Here is an 18941-nt window from a genome sequence, read left to right on the forward strand (position 1 = left end):
TTGCGCGTCGACATTGAAGCACAATGGAGAACTGTGCCCACCGGGTCAGTTTCACCGGACGCCTATTTGGGCCGAACCCTGATTCCCAGTGCCTGATAACCGCGCTGAAGCACGGGTTTTTTTGCAGAAATCACACGGCTGTTGACGCCGTTCCAGCCAATCTCTCCCGAAAGACGGCCATACTCGATTTTCGGACACCGGTTCATCACCACCTTCATTCCGGCCGCTTCCGCCCTTTCGGCAGCTTCGTCATTTCGAACTGTCAACTGCGCCCACAAGACATCCGGCCGGTCCTTCAACGCCAGAACCTCATCGACAATCCCCGGCAAAGCACTCGATCCGCGAAACACTTCGATCATATCGATATGGTGCGGAACATCCGAAAGGTGCCCAAAGACTGTCTGCCCGAGAATCTCTTTACCGGCGTGTCCGGGATTGATGGGAGTGACCTTGTATCCCTTGGCAAGCAGATACTTCATCACGATAAAGCTGGGTCGCACGTCCTTTGGCGAGGCGCCAACCATCGCAATCGTCTCAACCGAGTGCAAAATGCCGGCAATGTAGGCATCCTCATATTTATCGTGATTCATTACCGTCTCTTGATTTTCGTGACCACCTGTACACCTTATGGAAAAATGATTCACAGAAGGCGCATTAAAGTGCGTCCGAGGGGAATTTAGTACACAAATAAGCTTGCTTTGTTGCAGTCGCGTTTTGCCGGCACGATAGTGTTACATCCTGCCACTGCCAAGTGGAGAAAATAAAGGAGGAGGAAACAGATGACAAAGAGGATACTGCTGTTCATCTGTCTGTTCGCAGTCAGTCTGCCGGCGCAGGCCATCAGCCGTTACAACACCCCGTCGCTGACCTGCAGCCGGATCCAGAACATTCTCCAAACCGAGAATGCCGCAATATTACGGTATCCCTCGCCGCGCATTTCCGATCTGACACTTTATGACATCTACGTGTCGCACAGCCGCTATTGCGACTTCGGCGAACGCGGTGCTACCGCTTATGTCCCTGCCAAAGACACGCGACAGTGCAAGGTGCTGGAGTGCAAGCCGGTTTCCGATCAGGAGAATGGCCGCTAAGCAGACCTGCTCAGCGATCGGACCACTTCGGATCCCTTTTCTCCAGGAAAGCGTTGATGCCCTCCTCCGCGTCGCGCGCCATCATATTTTCCGTCATGACCCACGCGGTATAGTCATACGCTTCGGAAAGCGGACGTTCTATCTGCTGATAAAATGCTTCCTTGCCGATCTTCAGTGTCAGTGAAGATTTTGAGGCGATGGCGGAAGCGTATTTGTCCGTAACCGTGCGCAGGTACTCTTTCGGCACGATCCGATTGACCAGCCCGAACTCCTTGGCCGTCGATGCGTCGACCGGTTCACCCGTCAAAAGCATCTCCATGGCCTGCTTGCGATGCGCGGCCCGCGATATCGCGACCATCGGTGTCGAGCAAAACAATCCGATATTCACACCCGGCGTGCAAAAGCTCGACGTATCTGTGCAAATGGCCAGATCGCATGTCGCTACAAGCTGGCAACCGGCGGCGGTGGCAAGCCCGTCGACTTCCGCGATCACCGGCTTTGGCAGCTTGGTAATACTGATCATCAGATCTGAACAAAGCCGCATCGTCTGTTCATAGAATGCCCGGCCGCGGTCCTTGTCGCTGCGGTGCGCTGTGAGTTCCTTGAGGTCATGTCCGGCGCAAAAGAGATCGCCGGCAGCCGCAAGAATCACCACCCGTACCTCTTCATCTTCCCCGGCGCGCACCAGTGCCGACTTCAGGGATTCCATCATCGCAATGGAAAGAGCGTTGGCGGGAGGATTGTTTAGCGTCAGGCGCAGCACGCCATCTGCAAGCTGAGAGACAACCAGTGCCTCATCATCACGGTCTTGCGTCGCGCGAGCCTCAGACATTTCGATCCTCCAAAAAAGCTTTACAACGGGCCTACTGCCATCCCTGTTGATCCACTGGTATATCGCCTGGAACGCTCTTGGCAAGCGCGACGCAACCACTTACGTTTACGTTAACGTTAGAAGACGCCGGCTTGGTGTCCATGGGAGAATAATGATGGCAAAGGTCCTGTTTGAAAAGGACGGCCGTATCGGTCGAATTACCCTTAACCGCCCTGAGGTCATGAACGCCATTGATGACGACCTGCCGCGGGAACTCGAGGCGGCAGTCATGGAAGCCAACAGTGACGACGGTGTCCATGTCATCGTTTTGTCGGGTGCCGGCAAAGGGTTTTGCGCCGGATACGATCTTGCCTATTACGCCGAAGCCCGTGAAGGGAAAGGTTTTGAAGCAACGCAGAAAATGCCCTGGGATCCAATGAAGGATTATTCCTTCATGATGCGCAACACAGAAGCCTTCATGTCGCTTTGGCGTTCTCAGATTCCGGTTGTTGCAAAAGTCCATGGGTTTGCGGTTGCAGGCGGATCGGATATTGCGCTTTGCTCCGACATGATCGTGATGGCCGACGACGCACGCATCGGATATATGCCAACACGCGTTTGGGGCTGCCCGACAACGGCCATGTGGGTCTATCGCCTGGGTCCGGAAAAAGCCAAGCGCATGCTTTTTACGGGTGACACCGTGACAGGCACGGAAGCCGAGCAGATGGGTTTGATATTGAAATCCGTTCCCGCCGACAGACTCGATGATGAAGTCGAAGCGCTCGCCGAGAGGATGGCCGGTGTTCCGATCAATCAGTTGATGATGCAGAAGCTTGTCGTCAATCAGGCCATCGAGGCCATGGGGCTGAAACAGACGCAGATGTTCGCGACGATATTTGATGGTATTACCCGCCATTCGCCCGAAGGCCTCAATTTCAAAGGCCGGGCCGAGGAAGTCGGCTGGAAGCAGGCTGTACGCGAACGGGATCTCGGCACATTTGATTGGACACTCAATCGTCCGATCAACTCGGCCAAGGACAGCTGAACACCAAACCAACTTGGAAACGGATCCAACATAAATGTCGATCGAGAATTTCAAGCCCGTGATGACGGCCGAAGAGGTCAATGCCTTTCTCAAGCAGGTCTATCCGCAACTGAACGACGATTTTGCCGATTACCGTGCACTTGAGGTAACGCCGGGCGGCTGTACCGTGCGGCTCGATGCGACCGAAAGGCACCTGAGACCCGGCGGCACCGTTTCGGGCCCTTCGTTGTTCACGCTGGCCGATATCGGTGGTTATGTCTGCGTTCTTTCGCATTTTGGCCCGGAAGCGTTGAGCGTTACCACCAATCTCAACATCAACTTCATGCGCAAGGCGGAAGCCGGACCCATCGACGGACATTGCCGCATTTTGAAATTTGGAAAATCGCTGGTTGTTTTCGATGTCGACATGCGCGCTCCGGGCGGCCTCACGGCGGCCCATGCCACCGGCACCTATTCGATCCCGCCCAGAAAATAGACCCGAATTCCGCATCAAATTCGCTTTGCCCTTGTGGTAAAATATTACCTATTTTATAAGATATTGATTTTATTATTCTTTATTGAAAGTAACGGCTAAAATAGCGCTTGCGCGTCATACCGGTCTGTTCTATAACCCGCGCCATTGTCGGTCCCTGGTGGGGCCGATATGTTTTTGCCGGCCTTCCATCCGGCACCAAGCAACAAGAAAAGCCTTTGTCTCAAAGGTACAGATTAGAGAGCTATCAGTTATGAAAACCTTCTCGCAGAAGCCCGCCGAGGTAGAGAAGAAGTGGGTCCTCATCGACGCCGAAGGTCTCGTCGTCGGCCGCCTTGCTTCCCTCGTCGCCCTGCGCTTGCGCGGCAAGCACAAAGCCACTTTCACGCCGCACGTGGACGATGGTGACAACGTCATCATCATCAATGCGGACAAAGCCGTACTTACCGGCCGCAAATACACCGACAAAAAATATTACTGGCACACCGGTTATCCGGGCGGCATCAAGGAACGCACAGCGCGCCAGATTTTCGAAGGCCGCTTTCCCGAGCGTGTCGTTGAAAAGGCAATCGAGCGCATGCTCCCGCGCGGACCGCTTGGCCGCCGCCAGATGAAAAACCTGCGTGTGTATGCAGGCTCCGAACACCCGCATGAAGCTCAGCAGCCGGCCGTTCTCGATGTCGCTTCGCTGAATGCCAAAAACAAGAGGAATGGCTGATCATGGCTGAACTCAACTCGCTCGAAGAACTCGGCGGCGCCACGGAAGCCGCTGAAGTCCAGGCTCCCGTTTACGTTCAGAAGATTGACGAACAGGGCCGCGCCTACGCCACAGGCAAGCGCAAGGACGCCGTTGCTCGCGTCTGGATCAAGCCGGGCACCGGACAGATCACCGTCAACAAGAAGGACTTTGCCGAGTATTTTGCTCGCCCTGTCCTGCAGATGATCCTGCAGCAGCCGATCATCGCCGCTGCCCGTGATGGACAGTTCGACATTGTTGCCACGGTTACCGGTGGCGGCCTCTCCGGCCAGGCCGGCGCTGTGCGCCACGGCATTTCGAAGGCACTGACCCTTTATGAGCCGTCCCTGCGCGCCGTACTCAAAAAGGGCGGCTTCCTGACCCGCGACAGCCGCGTTGTGGAACGCAAGAAGTACGGCAAGGCCAAGGCCCGCCGGTCCTTCCAGTTCTCCAAGCGTTAAGACGCTATCTGCCCGCTTATATGCAAAGGCGCTGCCACCGGCAGCGCCTTTTTTTGTATCCTAATGAGATCGGTCGGCTCTACCCCATCTGTGCGGCTTATGCGGCTGCCAGCATCTCCTCACTCATTTTCCACAGCCTTTCGGCGCCCTCGTGATCGCACGCCCAGCTTCGCACATGCTCCCAGCGCTGGCTGTCTTCATCCGCAAGCTTTGCGATATCGCAATTTTCACAATAGACACCGCCATTGCCTTCCAACTGGGCGGACGTGGCAGCCCAAACGCTGGTTGAAGCTCCCTGCTCCGGTGTCTTGAAAAGGGCAGCAACGGCCGGCGGCATTGACCCATCGGCGTTTTTCCATCCGAGCGCAACCATTTCCTCTTCCGGCAAATGCCTTTGGAGCGGTGTGAATATGCCGCCCGGATGGACCGAAAAGGCGCGTATGCCATTTGCCCTTTCGCGCTCATCAAGCCCGATGGCAAACAGCGCATTGGCGGTTTTTGCCTGCGCGTAGGCCGTCCACTTTTCATACGGACGTTTTTGAAAATGCGGATCGTCCCAATCAATACCGCCCTGAATATGCGCGGTAGACGACAGCGCTACAACGCGGGCCCCGCCTGCCCCGCGTAAAGCCGGCAGAAGCGCCGTAGTGAGCGCCATATGGCCAAGGTGGTTAACGCCGAACTGGCTTTCCCAACCCGGACCGACCCGTGCCTCCGGACAGGCCATGATACCGGCATTGTTGATCAGGATGTGAAGCGGCCGGTCGGATGACAGATAATCGGCGGCAAATTTGCGGATACTTGCAATTTCACCGAGATCCATATCCGCAATCGCGATATCCCCGGACACATCCTCTAGCGCAGCTTCCGCCTTTACCCGGTCGCGCGCCGGCACGGTAATATGCGCGCCGGCTGCGGCCAATACCCGGGCGGTTTCGAGGCCAATGCCCGAATAACCACCCGTTACAATGGCATTCTTTCCCGAAAGATCGAGACCTTTGACAATATCCGATGCAGGTGTTTTTGGCCCGAACCCCGACCCTAGTGGAGTTTGATCATGTGCAGCCATGTTGTTGAACTCCCGAATTGTGTCAGTCGATCAGGTTAGCGCTCAATGTTGGCGAGAGACGGGCCGCTGGATCATCAATTGGAAGATTGACTACAACTACGGCGGAAGATGACAAGAAACCGCACGCGCCTATATAGAATACTTCTCTAAAATGGAGTACGTCCCCAAAGCGGTAGAACAAACAGACACAACTCACACCAAATTGCCCTATATTGCCGCTCCGGACATCGACAGAAAGTAATATGCTCATGAAAAGGCGAATCATGGCCAGCCTGTTTCTATTGGTCACAGCCGCAGTTTGCGCCGGTCTCATCTGGTTCAACTTCTTCCGGCAGGAAATGATTGGGCAGTTCTTTGCGAACATGCAGCCGCCGGCGCAGGTTGTCTCCACCACGACCGTGGAAACGAGGACGTGGAACCCGGGCATTACCGCTATAGGTACGGCGCGCGCGGCCAAGGGTGCCGAGCTTGCCGTACAGTCCGTGGGGCTGGTGAAGGAGATCCTCTTCAACGCCAACGACAAGGTCGAGAAAGGCGCCGTGCTCGTGCGCCTTGACGATGCGGTCGAACGTGCCGACCTGCTTGACGCGGAGACAGCTGTCAAAATCAACGAAACGGCACTGGAGCGCAGCAAGCAGCTTATGAGCCGCGGGATCAATACACAGGCCGCGCTGGACCAGGTTTCCGGCGATCTGGATGCCGCCCGCTCGAAGCTCGCCCGGACGAAAGCATCTATAGAACTGAAATCACTGGAGGCTCCGTTTTCAGGCACGATCGGCATCCCGCAAATCGAGGTGGGCCAGTACGTCTCGTCTGGCACTGTGGTCGCAACACTGCAGGATCTGGAAAACATGACCGTCGACTTCAGCGTTCCCGAGCAGTTCATGGAACGCTTGGAACTTGGACAGTCGGTCAGGTTCGGCCTTAATGAATCCGATCTGGACCTGTCGGGGACCATTGTAGGTATCGACCCGCGAGGCGACCCGCAGACGCGCCTTGTGAACGTGCGCGCAAAAATGGTCGATTCAGCGGGTGAAGAGATCATTCCGGGCCGGTTTTTGCACGTGCGTATCGACTTGCCGGTTGAGAACGACATTGTTGCCGTGCCGCAAACGGCAGTCGTGACCTCGCTTTACGGCGATTATATTTACAAGGTCATCCCGGACGAAAGGGAGGGCGCGGCTAAAGGCGGCAAGATTATCCGGCAGGTATTTGTCACGCCCGGCCGCCGCGAGGGTCGCGATATCGAAATTACCGACGGTCTTCTGGCCGGCGATGTGATCGTCACATCCGGCCAGAACAAGCTGCAACCGGGCGCCAGTGTCAAGGTCGACAATTCGGTCGATATCATCCAGGCAAGCGAGAACAAGTGAGCCGGTCATGACATTTACAGAGCGCTTCATCCGAAGACCGGTCCTGTCCACCGTCGTTTCGCTGCTGATCCTTCTTCTCGGCCTGCAGGGGCTTGCAAACCTTCAGGTGCGCCAATATCCAGAGGTCAAGGAAACCGCGATTACGATCACGACAGTCTATGTCGGCGCGTCCGCGGATCTCATCCAGGGATTCGTGACAACCCCCATCGCCAAAGCGGTCGTCAGCGCGGAAGGGGTCGACTATGTCACCTCGCAAAGCCGCCTGGGGCTCAGCACCGTAACGGTGCAGATGAAGCTCGACGCAGACCCGAATGCGGCGCTCACCGAGGTCAATGCAAAGGTGCAGGCGATCCGGGCATCGCTTCCAAGCGACGCGGAAGACCCTATCGTCGCCAAGGGCACCGGTCAGTCATTCGCGCTGATGTATTTGACCTTCGCCAGCCCGCAGATGAACCCGCAGCAGGTCACCGAATATCTTGTCCGTGTCATACAGCCCAGATTGTCGACGCTCGAAGGCGTGGCGGATGCGCAAATCCTGGGCGGCCAGAACTTCGCAATGCGGGTGTGGATCGACCCGCTGCGCCTTGCCTCGCGCAACCTGACCGCGGCTGAAGTTGTCGCTGCCATCAAGGCCGCAAACTTCCTGTCAGCGCCCGGCAACACCAAAAACGAGTTTGTCGCCTATTCGCTGGAATCGCAGACCACACTGCAGACCGCCGAGGCATTCGGGGCATTGCCGCTCACATCCAAGGGCGATCAGATCGTCCGGCTGCGTGATGTGGCGCGCGTCGAGCTCGGGCCGGAATCCACCGATGTGAAGGTGATGTTCTCCGGCCGCGAGGGAACATTTATCGGGGTGACGACCACACCTTCGGCAAACCCGCTCGATGTGGCCAAGATCGTTCACAAGGAAGTCGCGGCGATGCAGCCGGCCTTACCGGCCGGCATGACCGCCGAGGTCGTCTACGACGCATCGAGCTTCATTCAGGCTTCGATCGACGAGGTTTTCAAGACGATTGCCGAAGCCGTGATTATCGTCATCCTGGTGATCCTTCTTTTCCTCGGTTCGTTCCGCTCCGTGGTGATCCCGATCGTGACTATACCGCTGTCGCTCATCGGCGTTTGCATCTTCCTCTTCGCCTTGGGCTTTTCGATCAATCTGATGACCCTGCTCGCGATGGTTCTGGCCATCGGGCTTGTCGTCGACGATGCCATTGTCGTCGTGGAGAACATCCATCGTCATATCGAGGAAGGCAAAACGCCTATGGATGCCGCGATCATCGGCATGCAGGAAATCTTCGGTCCGATCGTCTCCATGACCATAACTCTGGCGGCAGTCTATGCGCCGATCGGGTTCACGACGGGACTGACAGGCGCACTGTTCCGCGAATTTGCTTTCACGCTTGCCGGCGCGGTGATCATTTCGGGCGTCGTGGCGGTGACGTTATCGCCCATGATGGCGTCGAGACTGCTGAAGCCCCATGTCGAGGGCGGACAACGCGGCTTCGCCGGGTTTGTCGATCGCCGGTTTGATTGGCTGGAGAAAAAGTACCACGCAGCGCTGCACGGCTCGCTCAACGTTCGCTGGGCCACCCTCCTGATGGTGCTGATGATGATCGGCACGACCGGCTTCCTGTTTCTCAATACGTCTTCGGAGCTGGCGCCGGAGGAAGACCAGGGTTTCTTCATGGGCATTGTCAACGCGCCCAAATATGCCAATTCCGATTACACGCAATTTTATGTGCGCGAATTCCACGATCTTCGCGAAGCTCTGCCTGAAATCGAAGATTCCTTCTCCATTGTCGGCAGCGGCGGAGGCGGCAGCGGGTTTTTCGGAGTAAAACTCACCGATTGGGCCGACCGGCCTCAACCGGCGGCTCAGACGAAGCAGGCAATCCAGAGTGCCGTCGATAGAAGCCCCGGCGTGCAAGCCTTTGTGTTCGCACCGCCGTCCCTGCCCGGCACGGGCGGCGGCTTACCGGTGCAATATGTCGTGCGCTCGCTCGGCAGTCCGGAGCAGGTCTTTGAGATATCCGAGGAGATACGCCGGCGGGCTCTGCAATCGGGTAAATTCATCGCGGTCCAGAATTCGGTTTCATTTGAATCGCCCCAGGCGCGCATCATCATCGACCGCGACCGCGCGGCCTCGCTCGGCATTCCGATCAGCGAGATCGGCACCACATTGGGGGCGCTCGTCGGTGGCGCCGCAATCTCCGAATTCGACCGGGAAAACCGCAGCTATGACGTCATTACCCAGGTGGCGCAGGAAGACCGGATCAATCCCGAACTGCTGGGAAGGTATTATGTGCGCTCGGCGGCAGGGGCAATGATACCCCTTTCCGCGCTGGTGAGTTTCGAGATGGTTGCGGCACCGGAGGCAATCGAACAGTTCAACCAGCTCAACTCGTCGACCATTTCCGGAATTCCGTTGCCGACCGTCACCAGCGGCGATGCGCTGGCAACCGTCGAGGCAATCGGCCGTGAAGTCATGCCGGCGGGTGCATTCGTCGATTACATCGGCCAGTCGCGGCAGGAAAAGGAAGCCGGTGCCACAATCCTTGTTACATTCGGCCTCGCAATCCTGGTCATCTATCTCGTGCTTGCGGCGCAGTTTGAAAGTTTCCGCGACCCGTTCATCATTCTCATGTCGGTTCCGCTGTCGCTTTTCGGCGCGATCATATTTCTCAACCTCGGCTTGGCCACGCTCAATATCTACACGCAGGTCGGCCTTATCACCCTAGTCGGACTGATCACCAAGCACGGTATTTTGATGGTCGAGTTCGCCAATGAGCAAAGACGCCAGCATGGGCTCGACAGACGCGCGGCGATCGAAATGGCGGCCCGGATCCGCCTGCGGCCGATCCTGATGACGACGGCTGCAATGGTCCTGGGTGTCCTGCCGCTGCTAACCGCCTCCGGCGCCGGAGCGGCAGCACGCTATTCCATGGGGCTGGTCATTGCGACGGGCATGTCCATCGGAACCATGTTTACGCTCTTCGTCGTTCCAATGTTCTACACATTCATTTCACCGCGCGAGATTGGGAGCCTTTTCGTACAGTCAGCGGGCGCACCAGCCGGAAATCCCCGGGAGTTGCCGGAAAGCGGCTGAACGGACTGCTTCCTATTGCGGTGAACGATTATTCGTAAATTCCGGGCAAAGACTGTTGTCATCCCGTGGCAGCACGCTTGCCGATCAACCGGTTGATCACGCGGCCATCAATGAACAATAGCCCGGCGCCAATGATGACCGCGCCGAGGATTTCCTTTGACCGGATGGGTTCACCAAGAAATACGTTACCGAGGATCAGCGCCGTTACCGGGATGAGCAATGTGACCAGCATGACATTGCTCGCTCCTGCACGAACCAGGATCTTGAAAAAGACGATATAGGCGAGCGCCGTGCCGAAGACGGCGAGAGCCACCAATGACAACGCCGCACCCTGGCTCGGTGCAGGAAGCGTCCAGGGTTGATCTATCAGCGAAACGACAACTGCGATGATTAACGTCGAGCACAACAATTGGCATGTCGCGGACTTTAACGGCGGAACTCCGACAAGGTATTTGCGGCCCCAAAGTGCCGCAAAGCCATAACTCAGCGCACCGGCCATGCACAGTGCAATACCGAGTGTTTGACTGCCGCCGATCGGGCCGTCGAACCCACGCAGCACAGCAACCCCCACGACGCCCAAAACCACCCCGATGACACGGTAGGCGGTCAGGCGTTCCTCTTGAAATGAGGCCATGACGACAACGGTGAACAACGGGGTCATGGCATTGATGATCGAGGAAAGACCAACCGTTATCTGGGTCTGACCGGCAAATATGAAGCCGAATGGAAGCACATTGTTTAACAGGCCCATTCCAAAAAACGGTAGCCAGCCGGAAAAGGACCGTGGCAACGAATGGCCGAAGTACCAAAACAGCGGCAGCAACGCGACAGCCGCCAATAATACCCGGGCCAGTACGACTGTTAGCGGCGGCAGCTCCTTAACGGCAACACCGGCAAAAAAGTATGCCCCGCCCCATAGGACCGAAAGCAGGATCAACAGGCTCCAGTCCTGAGTGTCCATTGTTTTGGGAGTTTCCAACATTCGTTCCTTTGCAAGAATTCACCTGCAAGGAAACTGGCAGGATAACATCAGGTGATCCACCCGTTTCTTGCCATGAAATCGAAACGAATATCGGTTCGAAATTCCGCTATCTGCAAGAATGATGGATCGCCCTACGCTATCTGTCTTCAAGCAGATGCTCGTATCTGGCATCGGTCAGGGTCTTTAAGAATGCGACGAGCGCGTCGACGCGCTTGTCGTCAAGTGCGGGGCCGACAGTCAGTTCCTCAGTCGACAGTGTCTTTTCGAACTCCGTCCTGCCCCAGTGCCTGCCGGTTTCGGGATTGATCTTCGCTGAAGGAGCGGTCGTGTTGTACTGGTTATAAAAGAGCACGACAGTTCGCAGGTCCTCAAATATGCCATTGTGCATATAGGGCCCGGTGACGGCTACATTGCGCAGGGTCGGAACCTTGAACTTGCCGGCCTGTGCCGGATCGCTCACGGCGGAATTCGCCAGCAGTCCGAGGTCGGCGGCCGCCTCGCCGCCGCCATTGGCTTCGCGGACCGCCGCATTCACCGGCGTGCCGATATTGTGATATTCGTAATTGGTGAAGGTCTCGCGCTCAGCACCGGGAATTTTCCGTAACTGGTGACACTGATTGCAATTGGAAAACTGGTCGGAGAAAAACAGGACGCGCCCCAGTTCCTCCTGATCCGTGAACTTGACCTTGCCTTTCAGGTAGCGGTCGTAGCGCGAATCGAACGGAGAAAATACATCCGTTCTTTCAAAGGCCGCGATGCTCTTTGCCATAGCGCCATAAGCCGTGTCCGGATCGTCGAATATCTCCTTGCCGAAAAAGGTCTTGAACGCGGCGACATAATAGGGATTTTCCTGCAGCCTTCCGACGACATCCGCCTTGCTTGCCATACCCATTTCCAACGGATTGAGGGGTGGCCCACCGGCCTGGCCTTCCAGATCGGCCTCACGGCCGTCCCAGAACTGTCCGCCTATATATTCGCCATCTTCACGCAGGTGGAAGGATGGGCTGAAGCGTGCATAGCTTGCCGTTGGGGCGTTGCGGTCGCCAATCGATTTGCCGTCATCGCCAAGGGAAACGGCCCCTGATACCGGCTCGCCGAAACCATTGTCGCGCTGGTCGGAAAAACCTGTTTCCGGCGAATGGCATGTTGCGCAGGATTGCGTCCGGTTCTTCGACAGATTGACGTCGAAAAACAATGCCTTGCCAAGATCTTCAACGGAGCCAATGGTTAGATTTTCCGCCAGTGCCACGCCGCTGAATGAAACCAGCGCCGATACCGAAAAGACAAATACGTGAAGACGGCAGCCTGCCAACATGAAATAAACCCTATTGAAATGGGGCACCGCTATAAATTATAGGGGAGTGCGCGTAAAAGAAACGTCGTTATTGCCGCAGCATAAAACCGATTGCAACCGCCGATCGTTCGGGCCGGCGTTGGTTAATTGTCGCAGATCGCATATGGTGGCAATCCGGCTTCGCGCCGGCATTAAGAAACAGAAATCGAGACGAACATGAAACCGAAGATATTCATTGATGGTGAGCACGGCACAACCGGACTGCAGATACGGTCCCGCCTGGCCGGCCGTGATGATGTCAATGTCATCTCGATTCCCGAGGCCGAGCGCCGCAACGATCAGATGCGGCAGGACCATTTGAATGAGGCCGACATCGCCATATTGTGCCTGCCGGATGCAGCGTCCAGACAGGCGATCGGCATGCTTGAGGGCAGCAATTCGACCCGTGTGATCGACACCAGCACGGCCTACCGGACCGATCCCGAATGGGCCTATGGTTTTGCCGAGATGGAAAAGGAGCAGGCACGGCGGATTGCGGAAGCGCGTCTCGTTGCCAATCCCGGCTGCTATCCGACCGGTGCCATCGCGTTGATCCGGCCGCTGCGGATGAACGATGTGCTGCCGGCCGATTATCCGATCACCGTCAACGCCGTCTCCGGTTACACCGGCGGCGGCAAACAGTTGATCGCCCAGATGGAAGATAAAGCGCATCCGGAGCACATCGCTGCACCGCATTTTGCCTATGGCCTTTCTCTCCAGCACAAACACGTACCGGAAATGAGGGAGCACGGCCTGCTCGACCGCAAGCCGCTGTTTTCACCGAGCGTCGGGCGGTTCGCCCAGGGCATGATTGTCCAGGTGCCGCTTTACCTGGATATGCTGAACGGTTCGCCCACGCTGGCCGACATCCACTCGGTCCTGGCCGATCACTATGCCGGACAGCAGATCGTTGAAGTCGTTTCGCTTGAAGAAAGCACTCAGCTGGCACGCATCGACGCCGAGGAACTTGCCGGTACCGACGGCATGAAGCTTTTTGTCTGCGGTAGTCCCGATGGCGGGCACGTCAATCTGGTCGCCCTGCTCGACAATCTCGGCAAGGGTGCGTCAGGCGCAGCCGTTCAGAACATGAATCTGATGCTGGCAAGCTGAATCAACTTATGAAGCAAACAGGCCGGCTCCATATTTACCGGCCTGTAGCAGCGATTGCCACGCCCTGCTCTTCAGGCAACGGATAACTTCCCTTGAACGCCCGCCAATGCGCTATCGCGAAGGCGAGCACGACCAGTGCCATGCCTTGGTGGATCAGCGCCCAGGAAACCGGAACCTGATGAACCAGTGTCGCAATACCGGCGGCTGCCTGCAGTGTGACCAACGCGAAGAGCACGACCGAACGCCTTGCATGAGTGGTTCCAGATGCCCTGGACAGGCTTGCCAGCATGTGGATCAGCGCGACAAACCACAGCGCATAGGCAAACATCCGGTGCGTGAACTGGACGGTCTTCGCATTTTCGAAGAAATTCGCCCATAGCGGTTTCATCGAAAAGAGGTTCGCCGGCACAAGCGCTCCGTCCATCATCGGCCAGGTGTTGTAGGCAAGACCTGCATCGAGCCCTGCGACGAGCCCGCCGAGATAGATCTGGACAAGCACCATGATGGCGATCAGACCCGCATAGCGGCTCGAGGTCGCGGAAGGAACGGTATCGTTGCTGTATTGGGCAAGTCCTCTCGACACCCAGATGATCGCTGCAAAGATAACGCATGCGAGGGTCAGGTGCGTAGCGAGCCGGTATTGGCTGACATCGACCCGGTCGACAAGCCCGGACGACACCATCCACCAACCAATGAACCCCTGCAGCCCGCCTAAGGCAAGAATGCCGACGAGCGGCAGCCGCAATCGCGGCTCGATGCGGCCGCTCACCCAGAACAAGAGCAAAGGAATACCAAACAACACCCCTACTCCGCGAGCCAACAGCCGGTGTGCCCATTCCCACCAGTAGATGTATTTGAATTCGGAAAGGCTCATGCCCTTGTTGATCTGCTGATATTCAGGGATCTGCCGGTAGAGCTCCAGTTCTTCTTCCCATTCCGCCTGAGAAAGTGGCGGGATTACACCATGGATCGGCTTCCACTCGGTAATCGAAAGTCCCGAATCGGTCAGGCGCGTTGCACCGCCCACTATCACCAGGGCAAATATGGCCAGTGTCACAATGCCAAGCCAGATACGTATTGCTATGCGGTTGCCATTTTGGGCACGCAGGGATTGGGATGTCGTCATTCGGGCCTTCCGACACATTTTGTTTGCGGACATTTGTAACAGTCGGTGGCAGAACGCAAGCACCATCTTGCCTCACCCCTCACACGAAAAAGAGCTTGATCGGATCGGCAAATCCTTTACTTGCAGCAGCAATGGAAAATAAGAGCGTGTTTGACCGGATGCCCGTGCGCCTTCGAAAACTTGTCGGAATGATTGTCCTCATCGCGCTGGTCGTACTTTACGCGCTGATTGCGACAACCGTTGCAACCTATAGGCTTGCCGAGTCGCCCTGGTGGGTTCACCTGCTCTATTTTCTCATCACCGGTCTGATCTGGGTGCTGCCGGCCATGTGGATTATTCGCTGGATGGAAAAACCGCAGCGTTAGGGACTGTATGCGGGCCTTTGCCGCCTGTTAACCGTACCGGCAATTTCGATCGGTCAAATTTGCAACAAACACAATATTTTAAGCTGGACGGGACTATCGTTCCGAACTGGCGATTGTCTGCAGAATGCAGCGACTGTCATCATTCTTCTGGAATGGCGGGTATTGGGCAGTGCAGGCGTATCGGGTCGAAAATCAATGGCGGCAGACGGACGGGGTGGTTTTGAATGCTAAAACCGGCTGACAGGACCAGCTACAACCTGCAATGCACGAACGAGCTCAGGCCTTTGGAAGCGGATTGGCGCGCGCTGGAAGCGGCACCGCAGTGCACTGTCCACCAAACCTATGATTGGTGTCAGGGCTGGATTACCGAAACAGGCGCGAAACCGCTGATCATATCGGCGACCTATACATCCGGTCCCAGGACGGGCGAAACCGCCTTCATCCTGCCGCTTAACATTTCCAGGATCGGCCCTTTCAGGGTCGCCACCTATATCGCCGCGTCCTTCAACAATTCAAATTTCGGCGTATTTGACCCTGGCTTTCTGCGCGAGGCCGACGCTGATTCGATGCTGGAAATCCGCGGGCAGATCGCAGCCTTGCCGCTTGGTGTGGACTTTATCTATCTCGACCGCCAGCCACATCACTTCAGGGGCTGCAGGCATCCGTTCTCCTACTGGCCAAGCCTGGAAAACCAGAACCACGCGTTCCAGGTTACCCTCCAGGGTGGGTTTGAAGCGGTCCTTGGCCGCAACAATGCCAAGCGGCGCAGGAAAAAATTCCGAACTTCCGAACGCCGGCTCGATGAATTGGGTGGATACGACTACGTTAAGGCCAAATCGGCAGAAGAGGCACACGAATTACTCAATGCTTTCTTTCGTCAGAAGGCGGCTCGTTTCGAGCAACAAGGCCTGCCGGATGTATTTTCCGACGCACGCACAAAGGCTTTTTTCCACCGTCTCGCCGACGAAAGCCTGGAGCACGAGGACTGCAAGCAGCTCGAATTGTGTGCTATCCGACTAAGAGAACGCGACGAATTGCTGTGCGCTATTGCGGCGCTCTCCACCAAGGGAGGCGAAGTCATATGCCAGTTCAGTTCTATTGCCGTGGGTGACACGGAATACGCCAGCCCGGGCGAGCTTTTGTTCTATCTTGTCATTCACGATGCATGCGAGGCAGGTGCTGAAGTCTTCGATTTTGGCATTGGCGACGAACAGTTCAAGCGATCCTGGTGCGACGTGGAAACGGTCCACTACGATACGATCATCGCGATCACGCTTCTTGGCCGCGTCGGTGCTTTGAGCGCGCGCGCGGTCACCAGCCTCAAGCGTTTCATCAAATCACATCCAAGTGCTTTCAGGCTTGCAAAGGCAGTTCGGTTGCGTCTGACAAACGGATAACATGCAAACCTACGCCGCGCTGCGGTCCGGTCGGGTCGGTGTTCCGGCCCCGGGACTCATCATCAGCAGTTGCTCGAATCCCTCCGCATAAAAATCGGTCAGATATTCGGTTATAAGGGCTTCCTCCGGCTGGACCACGGAAAAGATCATCTCCATTTCGTTGTTGTTCAAAAGCCGCTTGACGCCGACCGAATTTGCGGGACCACATTCCACAACGACGATGTCGTAGACGTTCGACACCGATCCGATGATCTCGGGCAGACGGTCGGCAAACCGCATTGCTTCTGCCGGATCCTGTGTACCCTGCGGAAGAATATGAGCATTGGAAAGCCTGTCGGCGTGCAACGCCTCCGGCACCGTACATGCATCCGCCAGAATGTCGGTTATGCCCGGCAGATCGTTCTGCGGCACCATCATGCGGCTCGGACAGGCCGATCCCGTCATGTCCACCAGCAATGTCTGCCGGCCTTCATTGGCCAGCATGCGTGCGAGCATGACCGACGTTGTTGATCCCTTGTCTCCCTCGGGAGAAACGACAACCGCTATTTTCGTTCCTGCGGCAATCAGATGGCCGGTGATGGCACTGACACTGTACTCACCGTCTTTCTCCGCGATCAGCGTGTGACCGTCGGCCTCATCCGGTGTTTCGGTATCTTCCTCATCGATCGCCATTTGCATGCTCGGCGGCAAGGCTTCCGGTCCGTTGTCGAAATGCATGTCCGGCGTGTCAGTTCCGACCTTGTCGGGTTCCGCTTCGCTATTTGGCCGTTCGACGTCTTCTGCTATCGCATCGTCATCATCCAGCACATCTGCGGCTGGTAGCTCCGGTTCTGCCTCTGCTTCACGCACCGGGTTTGGCGTGACCGGGTAGCGTTGTGGAATGGAGCGCCAGTCAGCCGGCGGTTCGCTCCGGTCGGGCTGCTGGCTGTTCTCTTCGGGCTTGCCATAGCTGACCGGTTTCAACGCCCTGCCGGAAAACAGTTCACGCATCATGATGACAATCGAGGCAATCAGGAACGTGGCAAGCCCCGCAATGATCAAGATCGGCACGGTTTTGGGAAAATACGGCTCCGTCGGAACCAGTGCTTCTGAAATAATGCGCGCATCGGCAGGAAGGTTGCCGCGGTCCGAACGCGAGGCTGCTTCACGGTAACGGCTGAGGTATGCCTCAAGCAACTCTCGCTGAGCCTTTGCTTCTCGCTCCAGCGCCCTGAGTTCGACTTCCTCACTGCCGGCACGAGCCGAATCCGCCTTAAGGGCGTCGAGCTGCCCGGACAGTTCCTCTTCACGAAGCTGAGCGACCTCAGCTTCGTTTTCGAACCCCCGCAGCAGATTTCGCGCCTCTGACCTTATCTGACCATCGATGTCCCTGAGCTGCGAGTGCAGCCCTTTTATCCGCGGATGTTCGTCCAGCAAGGTGACGGACAAATCGGCAATCTCGGACTGGATGGCAGCCTGCCGCTCGCGCAACCTCTGAATGACTTCGGATTGCACCGCATTGGCGAACTGGTCCGTAGCGCGACCGCTGTCGATGGCATTCTTGACCGCCATCGCGCGAGCCTGCGCCTCGGCCTTTTCACCGCGGACGCGGCTGAGCTCTGTGGAGATCTCAGCAAGCTGCTGTGTCGCTAGCGTTGCACTTTCATCAACCAGAAGCAGGCCTGTCTTTGCACGGAAGTCGGCGACTTTCGCTTCAGCAAGGCGGACCTTGTCGCGCAGATCGGCTATTTCCGGCTCCAGCCACGCCGTCGTATCTGCATTGGAAAGCAGTTTGGCGCCGCTCTGCGCATTGAGGTAGGTTTCCGCAATTGCGTTGGCGACCTTGGCGGCAAGCTGCCGGTTGGTTGACCAGAAGCTGACCGCAATTACCCGTGTATTGGAAACCTGGTAGACCGTGAGGTGCTTTCTGAAGGTCTCGATCAGCCTTTCCTCCGGCGGCACGTCGTAAGGATCGCTTGAGACGCCGAGCATGATAAGAAGGCTGGTCATTATGGAAGGTTTAGCCGCGGCGCTGAATTCGCGATCGTCGACAAGGTCAAGCTGATCTGCGACCGATTTGATGAGATTGGTCGAATTGATGATCTCGACCTGGCTGCCAATCCCCTGTTCGTCCAGAAACTGGGATTGGCCTCTATTTGACTGCTCGCTCTGCGAAAATACGGACTCGCGCGATTCAATAAGAATGCGGCTCTCCGCACGGTAGCGCGGAGCTATCATTCCGGAGATCACGAAAGCTGCCGCACAGACAATGAGCATGAGCGATACAACGGCAAGGCGGCGCTCCCATACGGCAGCGAATAAACGCGCGATATCGATATCCACATCGTTGCCGTTTGTATGCGCACGGGACATTGCCTGATACTCCAATCCAGTTAGCCGAAGGAGTAAAAGATTATGGTAACATAAGGGTTAAGCCCGCATTTACGGATCGTTTACAACTTGACGCCACCTGCCGTAAATC

General features: G+C 56.7%; 17 protein-coding genes. 10 read left to right on the forward strand and 7 right to left on the reverse strand.

Annotated elements, in window-relative coordinates; genetic code table 11:
• Positions 1–62 precede the first annotated feature (62 nt).
• Positions 63–590, reverse strand: coding sequence for a CoA-binding protein (locus ABVT35_RS12835; protein WP_368466945.1), 528 nt, complete (start codon positions 588–590; stop codon positions 63–65).
• Between the two features lie 189 nt (positions 591–779).
• On the opposite strand from ABVT35_RS12835, the gene ABVT35_RS12840 reads away from it, so the two are divergent.
• Positions 780–1091 carry a hypothetical protein gene (locus ABVT35_RS12840; RefSeq protein ID WP_368466946.1) on the forward strand — a complete coding sequence of 104 codons (312 nt, stop codon included), beginning with the start codon at positions 780–782 and terminating at the stop codon, positions 1089–1091.
• A 10-nt stretch (positions 1092–1101) separates the two neighbouring features.
• On the opposite strand, the gene ABVT35_RS12845 is transcribed toward ABVT35_RS12840, so the two are convergent.
• Entirely contained in the window at positions 1102–1923 is an 822-nt protein-coding gene (locus tag ABVT35_RS12845; RefSeq protein WP_368466948.1) for an enoyl-CoA hydratase, read from the reverse strand.
• Positions 1924–2077: 154 nt separating this feature from the next.
• Between ABVT35_RS12845 and ABVT35_RS12850 the strand changes: the two genes are divergently transcribed.
• The 4 genes from ABVT35_RS12850 (at position 2078) to rpsI (ending at position 4616) form a co-directional block, all read left to right on the forward strand.
• The gene (locus tag ABVT35_RS12850) at positions 2078–2947 is read left to right on the forward strand and encodes a crotonase/enoyl-CoA hydratase family protein (RefSeq protein WP_368466950.1); all 870 of its coding nucleotides are present in this window, start codon (positions 2078–2080) and stop codon (positions 2945–2947) included.
• A 34-nt stretch (positions 2948–2981) separates the two neighbouring features.
• On the forward strand, positions 2982–3422 hold the full coding sequence (locus ABVT35_RS12855) for a PaaI family thioesterase (protein WP_368466952.1): 441 nt from the start codon (positions 2982–2984) through the stop codon (positions 3420–3422).
• Between the two features lie 250 nt (positions 3423–3672).
• On the forward strand, positions 3673–4137 hold the full coding sequence (rplM, locus tag ABVT35_RS12860; RefSeq protein ID WP_368466954.1) for a 50S ribosomal protein L13: 465 nt from the start codon (positions 3673–3675) through the stop codon (positions 4135–4137).
• Between the two features lie 2 nt (positions 4138–4139).
• On the forward strand, positions 4140–4616 hold the full coding sequence (gene rpsI, locus ABVT35_RS12865; RefSeq protein ID WP_368466956.1) for a 30S ribosomal protein S9: 477 nt from the start codon (positions 4140–4142) through the stop codon (positions 4614–4616).
• A gap of 97 nt (positions 4617–4713) precedes the next feature.
• On the opposite strand, the gene ABVT35_RS12870 is transcribed toward rpsI, so the two are convergent.
• A complete protein-coding gene (locus ABVT35_RS12870; RefSeq protein WP_368466958.1) occupies positions 4714–5685 on the reverse strand; it encodes an oxidoreductase in 972 nt (323 codons plus the stop codon).
• Between the two features lie 248 nt (positions 5686–5933).
• On the opposite strand from ABVT35_RS12870, the gene ABVT35_RS12875 reads away from it, so the two are divergent.
• Both ABVT35_RS12875 and ABVT35_RS12880 read left to right on the forward strand, forming a co-directional pair.
• Complete coding sequence (locus tag ABVT35_RS12875) at positions 5934–7058, forward strand: efflux RND transporter periplasmic adaptor subunit (protein WP_368466960.1); 1125 nt, start codon at positions 5934–5936, stop codon at positions 7056–7058.
• 7 nt (positions 7059–7065) lie between these two features.
• Entirely contained in the window at positions 7066–10167 is a 3102-nt protein-coding gene (locus tag ABVT35_RS12880) for an efflux RND transporter permease subunit (RefSeq protein ID WP_368466962.1), read from the forward strand.
• A 58-nt stretch (positions 10168–10225) separates the two neighbouring features.
• Here the strand turns inward: ABVT35_RS12880 and ABVT35_RS12885 are convergent, their stop codons facing one another.
• Both ABVT35_RS12885 and ABVT35_RS12890 read right to left on the reverse strand, forming a co-directional pair.
• Complete coding sequence (locus tag ABVT35_RS12885; RefSeq protein ID WP_368466964.1) at positions 10226–11128, reverse strand: DMT family transporter; 903 nt, start codon at positions 11126–11128, stop codon at positions 10226–10228.
• Between the two features lie 157 nt (positions 11129–11285).
• Positions 11286–12464 carry a cytochrome-c peroxidase gene (locus ABVT35_RS12890; RefSeq protein ID WP_368466966.1) on the reverse strand — a complete coding sequence of 393 codons (1179 nt, stop codon included), beginning with the start codon at positions 12462–12464 and terminating at the stop codon, positions 11286–11288.
• Positions 12465–12659: 195 nt separating this feature from the next.
• Here ABVT35_RS12890 and argC point away from each other — a divergent pair, with 195 nt between their 5' ends.
• A complete protein-coding gene (argC, locus tag ABVT35_RS12895) occupies positions 12660–13592 on the forward strand; it encodes an N-acetyl-gamma-glutamyl-phosphate reductase (protein ID WP_368466968.1) in 933 nt (310 codons plus the stop codon).
• Positions 13593–13626: 34 nt separating this feature from the next.
• Here the strand turns inward: argC and ABVT35_RS12900 are convergent, their stop codons facing one another.
• Positions 13627–14718, reverse strand: coding sequence for a COX15/CtaA family protein (locus ABVT35_RS12900; RefSeq protein ID WP_368466970.1), 1092 nt, complete (start codon positions 14716–14718; stop codon positions 13627–13629).
• Positions 14719–14876: 158 nt separating this feature from the next.
• Between ABVT35_RS12900 and ABVT35_RS12905 the strand changes: the two genes are divergently transcribed.
• Complete coding sequence (locus ABVT35_RS12905; protein ID WP_368467862.1) at positions 14877–15083, forward strand: DUF2842 domain-containing protein; 207 nt, start codon at positions 14877–14879, stop codon at positions 15081–15083.
• Positions 15084–15307: 224 nt separating this feature from the next.
• Positions 15308–16480 (forward strand): GNAT family N-acetyltransferase, encoded by a 1173-nt coding sequence (locus ABVT35_RS12910; protein WP_368466972.1) that lies wholly within the window; start codon positions 15308–15310, stop codon positions 16478–16480.
• A 9-nt stretch (positions 16481–16489) separates the two neighbouring features.
• Here ABVT35_RS12910 and ABVT35_RS12915 read toward each other — a convergent pair whose 3' ends face one another.
• Positions 16490–18832 carry an exopolysaccharide transport family protein gene (locus tag ABVT35_RS12915; RefSeq protein WP_368466974.1) on the reverse strand — a complete coding sequence of 781 codons (2343 nt, stop codon included), beginning with the start codon at positions 18830–18832 and terminating at the stop codon, positions 16490–16492.
• Between the last annotated feature and the right edge of the window lie 109 nt (positions 18833–18941).

It is taken from the genome of Hoeflea sp. TYP-13 (assembly GCF_040932035.1).
Lineage (GTDB): Bacteria > Pseudomonadota > Alphaproteobacteria > Rhizobiales > Rhizobiaceae > Hoeflea_A.

What these genes read in the sequence shown, in the direction of transcription:
- ABVT35_RS12835 (WP_368466945.1), bottom strand. Translation starts at nt 590, where the DNA reads ATGAATCACGATAAATATGAGGATGCCTACATTGCCGGCATTTTGCAC.
- ABVT35_RS12840 (WP_368466946.1), top strand. Translation starts at nt 780, where the DNA reads ATGACAAAGAGGATACTGCTGTTCATCTGTCTGTTCGCAGTCAGTCTG.
- ABVT35_RS12845 (WP_368466948.1), bottom strand. Translation starts at nt 1,923, where the DNA reads ATGTCTGAGGCTCGCGCGACGCAAGACCGTGATGATGAGGCACTGGTT.
- ABVT35_RS12850 (WP_368466950.1), top strand. Translation starts at nt 2,078, where the DNA reads ATGGCAAAGGTCCTGTTTGAAAAGGACGGCCGTATCGGTCGAATTACC.
- ABVT35_RS12855 (WP_368466952.1), top strand. Translation starts at nt 2,982, where the DNA reads ATGTCGATCGAGAATTTCAAGCCCGTGATGACGGCCGAAGAGGTCAAT.
- rplM (WP_368466954.1), top strand. Translation starts at nt 3,673, where the DNA reads ATGAAAACCTTCTCGCAGAAGCCCGCCGAGGTAGAGAAGAAGTGGGTC.
- rpsI (WP_368466956.1), top strand. Translation starts at nt 4,140, where the DNA reads ATGGCTGAACTCAACTCGCTCGAAGAACTCGGCGGCGCCACGGAAGCC.
- ABVT35_RS12870 (WP_368466958.1), bottom strand. Translation starts at nt 5,685, where the DNA reads ATGGCTGCACATGATCAAACTCCACTAGGGTCGGGGTTCGGGCCAAAA.
- ABVT35_RS12875 (WP_368466960.1), top strand. Translation starts at nt 5,934, where the DNA reads ATGAAAAGGCGAATCATGGCCAGCCTGTTTCTATTGGTCACAGCCGCA.
- ABVT35_RS12880 (WP_368466962.1), top strand. Translation starts at nt 7,066, where the DNA reads ATGACATTTACAGAGCGCTTCATCCGAAGACCGGTCCTGTCCACCGTC.
- ABVT35_RS12885 (WP_368466964.1), bottom strand. Translation starts at nt 11,128, where the DNA reads ATGGACACTCAGGACTGGAGCCTGTTGATCCTGCTTTCGGTCCTATGG.
- ABVT35_RS12890 (WP_368466966.1), bottom strand. Translation starts at nt 12,464, where the DNA reads ATGTTGGCAGGCTGCCGTCTTCACGTATTTGTCTTTTCGGTATCGGCG.
- argC (WP_368466968.1), top strand. Translation starts at nt 12,660, where the DNA reads ATGAAACCGAAGATATTCATTGATGGTGAGCACGGCACAACCGGACTG.
- ABVT35_RS12900 (WP_368466970.1), bottom strand. Translation starts at nt 14,718, where the DNA reads ATGACGACATCCCAATCCCTGCGTGCCCAAAATGGCAACCGCATAGCA.
- ABVT35_RS12905 (WP_368467862.1), top strand. Translation starts at nt 14,877, where the DNA reads ATGCCCGTGCGCCTTCGAAAACTTGTCGGAATGATTGTCCTCATCGCG.
- ABVT35_RS12910 (WP_368466972.1), top strand. Translation starts at nt 15,308, where the DNA reads ATGCTAAAACCGGCTGACAGGACCAGCTACAACCTGCAATGCACGAAC.
- ABVT35_RS12915 (WP_368466974.1), bottom strand. Translation starts at nt 18,832, where the DNA reads ATGTCCCGTGCGCATACAAACGGCAACGATGTGGATATCGATATCGCG.